Source organism: Aeromicrobium sp., from assembly GCF_050700635.1.
Taxonomy (GTDB): domain Bacteria; phylum Actinomycetota; class Actinomycetes; order Propionibacteriales; family Nocardioidaceae; genus Aeromicrobium.
Window position 1 is genome coordinate 1 of the sequence record NZ_JBOHDT010000015.1, and the last position, 8823, is coordinate 8823.

The 8823-nt window shown below is 68.7% G+C and carries 9 protein-coding genes and 1 tRNA gene; 7 read left to right on the forward strand and 3 right to left on the reverse strand.

Annotated elements, in window-relative coordinates; translation table 11 throughout:
- The 4 genes from ACRDPN_RS01145 to ACRDPN_RS01160 form a co-directional block, all read left to right on the forward strand.
- A partial coding sequence (locus ACRDPN_RS01145; protein WP_431445489.1) for an acyl-CoA dehydrogenase family protein occupies positions 1-1149 on the forward strand: 1149 nt, incomplete at its 5' end.
- A 10-nt stretch (positions 1150-1159) separates the two neighbouring features.
- The gene (locus ACRDPN_RS01150) at positions 1160-1912 is read left to right on the forward strand and encodes an enoyl-CoA hydratase-related protein (RefSeq protein WP_431445490.1); all 753 of its coding nucleotides are present in this window, start codon (positions 1160-1162) and stop codon (positions 1910-1912) included.
- Between the two features lie 36 nt (positions 1913-1948).
- Positions 1949-3136, forward strand: coding sequence for a hypothetical protein (locus ACRDPN_RS01155; protein ID WP_431445491.1), 1188 nt, complete (start codon positions 1949-1951; stop codon positions 3134-3136).
- Between the two features lie 76 nt (positions 3137-3212).
- Complete coding sequence (locus ACRDPN_RS01160) at positions 3213-4580, forward strand: CHAP domain-containing protein (RefSeq protein ID WP_431445492.1); 1368 nt, start codon at positions 3213-3215, stop codon at positions 4578-4580.
- Between the two features lie 15 nt (positions 4581-4595).
- Here the strand turns inward: ACRDPN_RS01160 and ACRDPN_RS01165 are convergent, their stop codons facing one another.
- Genes ACRDPN_RS01165 through ACRDPN_RS01175 form a run of 3 tightly spaced genes read right to left on the reverse strand, consistent with a single transcriptional unit; the run spans position 4596 to position 6718 of the window.
- Positions 4596-5159 (reverse strand): WhiB family transcriptional regulator, encoded by a 564-nt coding sequence (locus ACRDPN_RS01165; RefSeq protein WP_431445493.1) that lies wholly within the window; start codon positions 5157-5159, stop codon positions 4596-4598.
- A 34-nt stretch (positions 5160-5193) separates the two neighbouring features.
- A complete protein-coding gene (locus ACRDPN_RS01170; protein WP_431445494.1) occupies positions 5194-5736 on the reverse strand; it encodes a bacterial proteasome activator family protein in 543 nt (180 codons plus the stop codon).
- A gap of 16 nt (positions 5737-5752) precedes the next feature.
- On the reverse strand, positions 5753-6718 hold the full coding sequence (locus ACRDPN_RS01175; RefSeq protein WP_431445495.1) for an NAD(P)H-quinone oxidoreductase: 966 nt from the start codon (positions 6716-6718) through the stop codon (positions 5753-5755).
- 65 nt (positions 6719-6783) lie between these two features.
- Between ACRDPN_RS01175 and ACRDPN_RS01180 the strand changes: the two genes are divergently transcribed.
- The 3 genes from ACRDPN_RS01180 (at position 6784) to ACRDPN_RS01190 (ending at position 8759) form a co-directional block, all read left to right on the forward strand.
- Positions 6784-7572 (forward strand): carbon-nitrogen hydrolase family protein, encoded by a 789-nt coding sequence (locus ACRDPN_RS01180; RefSeq protein WP_431445496.1) that lies wholly within the window; start codon positions 6784-6786, stop codon positions 7570-7572.
- Positions 7569-8618 carry a hypothetical protein gene (locus ACRDPN_RS01185; RefSeq protein ID WP_431445497.1) on the forward strand — a complete coding sequence of 350 codons (1050 nt, stop codon included), beginning with the start codon at positions 7569-7571 and terminating at the stop codon, positions 8616-8618. Before ACRDPN_RS01180 ends, ACRDPN_RS01185 begins: the two co-directional genes overlap by 4 nt.
- A 52-nt stretch (positions 8619-8670) precedes the next feature.
- Positions 8671-8759, forward strand: a tRNA-Ser gene (locus tag ACRDPN_RS01190).
- The last annotated feature ends 64 nt before the right edge of the window (positions 8760-8823 follow it).

Here is an 8823-nt window from a genome sequence, read left to right on the forward strand (position 1 = left end):
ACCGAGACAGAGGAGCGCCTGGCGCTCCGCAAGGCAGTCGGCGAGCTCGGCCGCAAGTACGGCCGCGACTACTTCGAGCAGTGCGCGAAGGAGGGTCGCAAGACCACCGAGCTGTGGCAGGAGGCCGGCAAGCTCGGCTACCTCGGGGTTGCCGTGCCGGAGGAGTACGGCGGAGGCGGCGGCGACATCGGCGACCTCGCGGCGGTGTGCGAGGAGCTGGCCGCGGCCGGCAGCCCGCTGCTGCTCATGGTCGTCTCGCCGGCGATCGTCGGCACGATCATCGCTCAGTACGGCACCGACGAGCAGAAGAAGACGTGGCTGCCCGGTCTCGCCGACGGCACCTCCACGTTCGCGTTCTCCATCACCGAACCGGACGCGGGCTCCAACTCGCACAAGATCATCACGACCGCCTCGCGAGACGGCGACGACTGGATTCTCAAGGGCACCAAGACGTACATCTCCGGCGTCGACGAGGCCAGCCGGGTGCTGGTCGTCGCGCGCACCGAGGACGCGAAGACGGGCAACCTCAAGCCGGCGCTGTTCCTGGTGCCGACCGACACAGAGGGCTTCACCTACAACGAGATCGACATGGGCCTCACCTCGCCGGAGAAGCAGTTCACGCTGTTCTTCGACGACGTCCGCCTGCCGTACGACACGCTGATCGGCAGCGAGGACGCCGGCATCGACCAGCTCTTCGCCGGGCTCAACCCGGAGCGCATCATGGGGGCCGCGTTCGCCTGCGGTACCGCCCGTCTCGCGCTGGAGAAGGCGACCGAGTACGCCAAGGAGCGCCAGGTCTGGAAGGCACCGATCGGCTCCCACCAGGCGATCGCGCACCCGCTGGCGCAGACGTACATCGAGATCGAGATGGCACGACTGATGACACAGAAGGCCGCCGCGCTGTACGCCGCCGGCGACCACATGCGTGCCGGTGAGGCTGCGAACATGGCGAAGTACGCGGCCGGAGAGGCCGTGTGCAACGCCGTCGACCGCGCCATCCAGACCCACGGCGGCAACGGACTGGCCAACGAGTACGGTCTCGTGCAGATGCTGGCCGGCTCGCGGCTGTCGCGCATCGCCCCGGTGAGCCGCGAGATGGTCCTCAACTTCATCGCCCAGTTCTCCCTCGGCCTGCCGAAGTCCTACTGAAAGGCAACGCATGACGGATGAGCTCGTCCACCTCGAGGTCGCGGACGCGGTCGCCACGGTGACCCTCGACAGCGAGCACAACCGCAACGCGCTGAGCCGTCAGCTGGTCACTGAGCTCGGTGAGCATCTCGTGACAGCCGACGCCGACGCCGACGTCAAGGTGGTCCTCGTCCGCTCGGCCGGACGGGTGTTCTGCTCCGGCGCGGACCTGTCTGAGGCGGCCGAAGGCGGCATGGAAGAAGGCGCCCGCGCCATCGTGGCCCTGCAACGCCAGATCGCCACCGCCGAGAAGCCGGTGGTCGTCGAGCTCGGCGGGCCGGTGCGCGCAGGCGGGCTGGGAATCGTCGGGGCGGCGGACATCGTCGTCGCCGCGGAATCGGTCACCTTCGCGCTCACCGAGGTGCGGCTCGGGCTGGCCGCTGCCGTCATCTCCCTGAGCCTGCTGCCGAGGCTCGCTCCTCGCGAGGCGTCGGACGTGTTCCTCACCGGTCGCACGTTCGGGGCCGCGGAGGCGGAGCGGATGGGTCTGGTCACCCGTGCTGTGCCCGATGACGACCTGGGTCCCGCCGTCCAGGCGGTGCTCGACGACCTGGTGAAGGGCTATCCGCAAGGGCTGCGTGAGTGCAAGGCGCTGCTCAACCACGACCTCGTGGCACGGATCGACGGGCTCGGCGAGGAGATGGCGACGCTGTCGGCCCGGTTGTTCGGCAGCGACGAGGCACGCGAGGCCATGCTCGCCTTTCTCGCCAGCCGGAAAAAGTAGCCGCCGGAGGGCCCTCACCGCGGATATGCTCCGGCCATGGGTGCCCGCCATCCGTGGTTCCTCGTCTCAGCCGTGATCGGTGCTCTCGTGCTGACGTCGTGCGGTGGCCCCGACACTGAACGCGCATCAAAGCCGACGCCCGAGGCTGAGTCGCACCAACCAACCGCCGAGGCCCCACCCGGCGCACCGCTGCGGGCGGACGAGAAGTTCCTTGACCTGGCGATGCCCGAGCCCTACACGCCGAAGGCACCCACCACCGGCACCGACGACTACCGCTGCTTCCTGCTCGATCCCTCGCTCGCCAAGGATGCGTTCGTCACCGGCATCAACGTGGTTCCCGGGCAGCGCAAGGTCGTCCACCACGTGATCCTGTTCCGGGTCGGTCCCGACGCGGTCGCCGAGGCCAAGGCCGCAGACGCAGCCGTCAAGGGTCAGGGCTGGACGTGCTTCGGCGACGCCGGAGTCGCCTCCGACCCCGAGCGTGAGTTCGACAGCGCCCCGTGGCTGGGCGCCTGGGCGCCGGGCGGTGGCGAACGCATGCTGGCCGACGACATCGGCGTGCCGCTCAAGGCCGGCAGCCGCATCATCATGCAGGTCCACTACAACCTTCTCGAGGGCAGCAGCCCCGACACCAGCAGCGCACGGCTCCGCCTTGCACCCGGAACGGCCGATCTGGACGCACTGGAGACGATGCTGCTGCCGGCTCCGGTCGAGCTGGCCTGCCGGGCCGGCAAGAAGGGGCCACTGTGCGATCGTGACGAAGCCGTGTTCGACGTGACGGAACGCTTTGGTGAACAAGCGGCACAAGCCGTGAACGGCCTGCATCTGCTGTGCGGCGGCGGCTTCGGGAAGCCGGAGGCGTCTCCGGTGCAGACCTGCGACCGGACGGTCCGCGAAGCGGGCACGGTCCGGGCGGTTGCCGGCCACATGCATCTCCTCGGCCGGTCGATCTCGGTGACGCTCAACCCCGGCACCGCGAGGGAACGCGTCCTGCTCGACGTCCCGGTCTGGGACTTCGACGACCAGGGGGCACGCTCGCTCGCGAAGCCGGCGAAGATCAAGCCCGACGACACCCTCCGGGTCAGATGTCGGCACGATCAGGCTCTGCGCGACGAGGTTCCCGAGCTCGAGGACGCTCCCGAGCGGTACGTCGTCTGGGGCGAGGGCACCACCGATGAGATGTGCCTGGGCATCGTGATGGTCACCAAACCTGAACAAAAGTGACCCGTGTGCGGCGTGGGACGAAAGTAAACTTCCCGTTCTTGTGATACGGGAGTGAATCTCTCGATACGGTGACCCGGTGCACATCATCGGGCGCAGAATCGGGTCGCTCCTCGGCGCAGTCCTTGCCGCGGCCACCCTCGTCGCCGTCGCTCCGACGGCGGCCGTCGGCGCGACTGTCCTCTGCTCCGGGGTGAGCACCAGGGACGTGGCGAAGTGCGACAGCGGCTGGGCCGCCAACATGCACTTCATGCATTGGCGCATGTACAGCGGCCACAACTGCACCAACTACGTGGCCTACCGGCTGAAGCGTGACGGCGTCCCGATGCCGTCGTACCGGCTCGGCAATGCCGACACCTGGGCACCGAACGCCAAGCGGAACGGCGTCCGCGTCGACAGCACGCCCACGGTCGGGGCGGTCGGCGCTTGGCCCGGCCGTCGGCACATCGTCTACGTCGACCAGGTCGGATCCAACTACCTGATCATCAGCGAGGACAACTGGCCCGGCTACTACCCCAAGGGCATGTACCGCAAGCTCAAGGTGTTCAAGGGTGAGCGGGGCTACCCGACGCAGTTCATCCACTTCAAGGGCAAGAGCACGATCAACGGCCCGGTGCCGAAGGTCGACGGCGCGCCAAAGGTCGGCGAGACGCTGACCGCGAAGGCCGGCACGTGGACGCCCAGCGGCGTCAGCCTCGACTACCAGTGGCTGCGCGACGGATTCATCATCAAGGGCGCGGACGAGCGCACCTACAAGCTCACGACGAATGACGTGGGCCACCGGATGAGCATCAGCATCACCGGCGCCAAGTCGGGCTACGCGTCACGCACCGCCTCGTCCGAGCCGACGGCCAAGGTGGCCGGCGGCGCGGCCCCACCGAAACCGCCGGAGGATCCGGATGACCCGAGCGCCGTCCAGGGCTCGACACCGACCATCTCCGGGGACCCAAGACGCGGCAGGTACCTCACGGCCGATACCGGCGACTGGGGCCCCTCCGGCGTCGCGCTGACCTACGAGTGGTTGCGCGGTGACGACGTGGTCGCCAGCGGCACGACCCGCTACAAGGTCCGCAGCACCGATCTCGGCGGGCAGCTGACCTTCAGGGTGAAGGGGACGAAGAAGTCGCTCACATCGACGACGAAGACGTCGAAGCCCACTGACACGGTGAGGGCGACGTCCACCCTCACGGTCACGCCGGAGACGGGCCAGGGGACGGCTGTGCTCGGGGTGGTCGTCTCGGTGTCCAACGCGCCGACGCCCGCCGGGTTCGTCACGGTCCACGAGGGCTCGAGGAAGCTGAAGCGCAACGACCTCTCGATCGGTCGACCTGGCCGGGCGACCCTGCGGCTCGAGCTTGCGAAGGGTACCCACACGCTGACCGTGTCCTATGGCGGAGACGGCACGACGGCTCCCAGCACCGCGACCGTGACCGTGAAGGTGTCCTGACGACCTGATCCGTGATCAGGCGACCTGTGACGACTCCAGCGAGTCGAAGGCGTCGAGCACTTCGTCGATCGTGGGGAGGCTCTGCTGCGCGGTCGGGTCGGGACGGGCGGCCTCGGCCGCGCGCTGCTCCCGGTCGCGGCGCAGATGACGCTTGACCGTGGAGGTCGAGCACCCCAGTCGCTCGGCAAGCTGCTGGCAGGTGTCCTTCGGGTAGGCCTGACGCGCGGTGAGCACTGCCTCGTGACTCACCGGGCCGCCGCCGACACGCGGTGCACCGTATGGCGTCAGCGTCGACTGGACGACCTCGATGCCGAGACGCTCACGGATGAGCGCTCGCTCGGCCTCGGTGGTGCACGCGGCGTAGCCGGATACGTCGACCTCTACTACGGCGCGGTACAGGCACTCGACGAGCAACGGACAGCCGGCGCACTGCCGGTGAACCGCTGCCCTCGCGGCACGGAGCTTCTCCCTCTCGGCGGTATTGAGCGTGCTGATTGACGTCGTCTGTAGACGTTCGTCCAGGTATGCCTCCGGCGAATCAGCGCACGGCGGCAGAATCGTGGTTTCCACGATGGTCATGGGCTCCCTCTTCCCGTTCACATCGCAGACGATTCTAGAGGTACATCCCCCCAGACGACGAATCGTGGTCCGAAGTAGTCGAATCGTCACCTTTGCCGTCGTTTGGCGCGGGTAGAGCCAGCCGCATGTTCTGGAACTGCGACTGCGCCTGCACCTGCTGGGCGTAGAGCGCGGCCTGGATGCCGTGGAACAGACCTTCGAGCCACCCGACGAGCTGCGCCTGGGCGACGCGGAGCTCGCCCTCGCTGGGTGTGTCGTCGCCGAACGGCAGGCTGAGTCGCTCGAGCTCCTCGATGAGCTCGGGCGCGAGGCCGTCCTCGAGCTCGGTGATCGACTGCTCGTGGATCTCGCGCAGCCGGTTGCGGCTGGCCCGATCGAGTGGGGCGCTCTTCACTTCCTCGAGCAGCTGACGGATCATGCCGCCGATGCGCATGACCTTTGCAGGCTGCTCGACGAGGTCGGTCAGCGAGCCTTCGCGCTCCTTCGGCACGGGCACCTCGACCGGCTGGCCGTCGGGGCCGATGACCGTCGCAGTGACCTCGGCCGATTCCTCTTCGGTGGACTCACGTTCCGTCATACGACCAACCCTACGGTCACATCGTGAGCAGGACCTTGCCGACGTGGGACGACTCCTCGAGGACCTGGTGAGCCTGCGCGACGTCGGCGAGGGGAAACCTTGAGTGCACGATCGGCCGCACCTTGCCGGCGGCGATCATCGGCCAGACGTTCTCGACGGTCGGGGCCACGATGTCGGCCTTCTCGTCGGCCGGCCGGGACCGCAGCGTCGTCGCTGTGACCGAGCCGCGCTTCCGTTGAAGGGCGGCGATGTTGAGCTCGGCCTTGGTGCCGCCCTGCAAGCCGATCACGACCAGTCGTCCCCCCGGAGCGAGGACGGAGACGTTCGACGCCAGGTACTTCGCGCCGATGATGTCGAGGATGACGTTGGGAGGGTCGTCGCGCAGTACATCGACGAAGTCCTGCTCGCGGTAGTTGACGACCACGTCGGCACCGAGCTCACGGCACACGGCCGCCTTCTCCTCGCTGCCGACGGTCGTGACGACCCGAGCTCCGATCGCCGTCGCGATCTGGATGGCCGTCGTGCCGATGCCGCTTCCACCGCCGTGCACGAGCAGTGTCTCGCCCGGCTGGAGACGGCCGACCATGACGACGTTCGACCACACTGTGCAGGCGGTCTCCATCACCCCCGCTGCGTCGACGAGATCGAGGCCCTCGGGCACCGGGGCGACCTGACCCGCGGGCACGGACACCAGCTCGGCGTAGCCACCGGCGGTGAGCAGCGCGCACACGGTGTCTCCGACGGCGAAGCCGGTCACCTCCGCACCCACGGCAGCGATCTCGCCAGAGCACTCCAGGCCGAGGATGTCGCTCGCGCCGGGCGGAGGCGGGTAGAAGCCCTGACGTTGCATCAGGTCGGCCCGGTTCACACCGGCCGCGACGACGCGGATGAGCACGTCGCCCGGGCCGGGCTCGGGATCTGGACGGTCGACGACCTCGAGGGCATCGACACCACCGGGCTCGTTGACGACGATGGCACGCATGCGTGGAACGCTACCCACCCCACGGTTAAGGGGCCTCTCAGCCGTGACCTGAGAGAATGGTCGGCATGCGTATCGCCCTGGTGCAGCTGGCGTCGAGTACCGACTCGGCCGCCAACCGAGACCTCGTCGGGGCCCGACTCGGCGACCTCGACAGCTCCCTCGACCTCGTGGTGCTGCCGGAGGCGACGATGCACGACTTCGGGGCGATCGACCACGATCTCGCCGCAGTGGCCGAACCGCTCGACGGGCCGTTCGTCGCCACCATCGTCGATCAGGCCCGACGCCTCGGTGCCACCGTCGTCGCCGGGATGTTCGAGCGCCCAGGGCCGGACGGTAGGGGCGACCTGCCGTTCAACACCCTCGTGGTGGCCGGCCCGGACGGGTCCCTGCTGGACACTTATCGCAAGATCCACCTGTACGACTCGTTCGGCTACCGGGAGTCCGAGCGGCTGAGCGCCGGCGACGTCCGACCCGTCACCATCGACGTCGAGGGCGTTCGCACCGGCCTGATGACCTGCTACGACCTGCGGTTCCCGGAGATGGGTCGCTCGCTCGTCGACGCGGGTGCCGAGCTCTTCGTCGTGCCGTCTGCCTGGGTCGCCGGGGAGCACAAGCTGCACCACTGGCGCACCCTGCTCACCGCACGTGCCGTCGAGAACACCGTGGCCGTCGCGGCCGCCGCGCAGGGTGGAAAGCGGTACACCGGACACTCCCTCATCGTTGACGCGTGGGGCTCGGTCCTGGGCGAGGCGGGTGACGGTGACGATCTGGTGCAGGCGTCGGTCGAGCCCGCCGACATCGCGAAGGCGCGTGACGTCAACCCCTCGTTGTCCAACCGGAGGATCGACGCATGACCGCGACGGCGGGGAGACGACGGGCAGAGACCCGGAAGCGACGGGACTACGACCTCCCGACTCGCGAACCGCGCTTGAAGTCGCCGCGCACGGCGCGGTTGCTGATGCTGGTGGTACTTCTTGCCTGGATCGTCGGCACCGCGGCGGCAGGCACCGCGGTGGTCGCCGTCGACACGCCCATCGACGCGGAGCGACCGGGTGCGGCCCTGCTGCTGATCGTCTTCAGCGTCGGGCTCACCCACCGTGTCGGTGGTCACATGCGCATCTGGTCGATCCTCGCCGCGGCGCTCGGTGTCGGGGCGGTCGCGAGCGAGGCCAACGTGCTGCTGGCGGCCGCTGCCGCCGCCTCCGCCGTGCTCGCCGCGGTGTGGGCCATCGTGATCACCCGACCAGCCGTCACGGTGTTCGAGGCGGTGCGCGAGTACGTGCTCGCGATCGTCGTCGCGCTGAGTGGCACGGTGGCTGTCGCCGCCTGGAATGCCCCGGTCAACTACCAACGGTTCAATCTCGTTGTGCTCACGGTCGCACTCGGGCTCGCGATCACGGTGGTCTGGAACCTCGGCGCCGGCCTGCACGGTCTCGGTCATCAGCACCTCGCGGTCCTGGCCGGCGTCGCCGTCCTGGTCGTGCTCGTCCTCGCCTACTCGAGCTTCGTGCGTGCCCATGGCGCGCAGTTCATCACCGATTCGATCAGTGAGCTGGTCATCTGGATGCGACAGACCTTCGGTGGAGTTCCCCGTCCGGTCGAGGTCTTCATCGGGTTCCCGGCGTTGATCGTCGGGGTCTCGATGCGGTCACGCAACCGCGAAGGCTGGTGGATCCTCGTGTTCGCCGTCATCGGCACGGGCGTGCTGACGACGTCGCTCGTCTCGCCCGGAGCCTTCCCGTCGTACATCGCCTTGTCGACGCTCTACTCGAGTATTCTCGGCCTGGCGGTCGGCCTGGTGGCCCGCCGGTTCGCCATCCGCGACCGCTCGTCGCGGGCCGCCCGGGCGGTCGAGTCGGAGCGGCGCATCGAGCCTCCCCGGCTCGCCGCCTTGAAGTGATGCGAGAATCGGGGGCGGTGCGGTGGCGCGCGAGAGCGTGACACCGGCGCCTGGAGGGGTGCCGGAGTGGCCGATCGGAACCGCCTTGAAAGCGGTCGCTGGCAGCAATGTCAGCCGCGGGTTCGAATCCCGCCCCCTCTGCGTGAGCACGTACCGCCTCGACCGGAGCGTCGCCCTCGTGACCGTGGGCGTCTGCCTGGTCGTG

Bases quoted from the DNA above. Each gene is read 5' to 3' on its own strand.
- ACRDPN_RS01150 (WP_431445490.1), top strand. From the start codon at position 1,160: ATGACGGATGAGCTCGTCCACCTCGAGGTCGCGGACGCGGTCGCCACG.
- ACRDPN_RS01155 (WP_431445491.1), top strand. From the start codon at position 1,949: ATGGGTGCCCGCCATCCGTGGTTCCTCGTCTCAGCCGTGATCGGTGCT.
- ACRDPN_RS01165 (WP_431445493.1), bottom strand. From the start codon at position 5,159: ATGACCATCGTGGAAACCACGATTCTGCCGCCGTGCGCTGATTCGCCG.
- ACRDPN_RS01170 (WP_431445494.1), bottom strand. From the start codon at position 5,736: ATGACGGAACGTGAGTCCACCGAAGAGGAATCGGCCGAGGTCACTGCG.
- ACRDPN_RS01175 (WP_431445495.1), bottom strand. From the start codon at position 6,718: ATGCGTGCCATCGTCGTCAACGAGCCCGGTGGTGTCGATGCCCTCGAG.
- ACRDPN_RS01180 (WP_431445496.1), top strand. From the start codon at position 6,784: ATGCGTATCGCCCTGGTGCAGCTGGCGTCGAGTACCGACTCGGCCGCC.
- ACRDPN_RS01185 (WP_431445497.1), top strand. From the start codon at position 7,569: ATGACCGCGACGGCGGGGAGACGACGGGCAGAGACCCGGAAGCGACGG.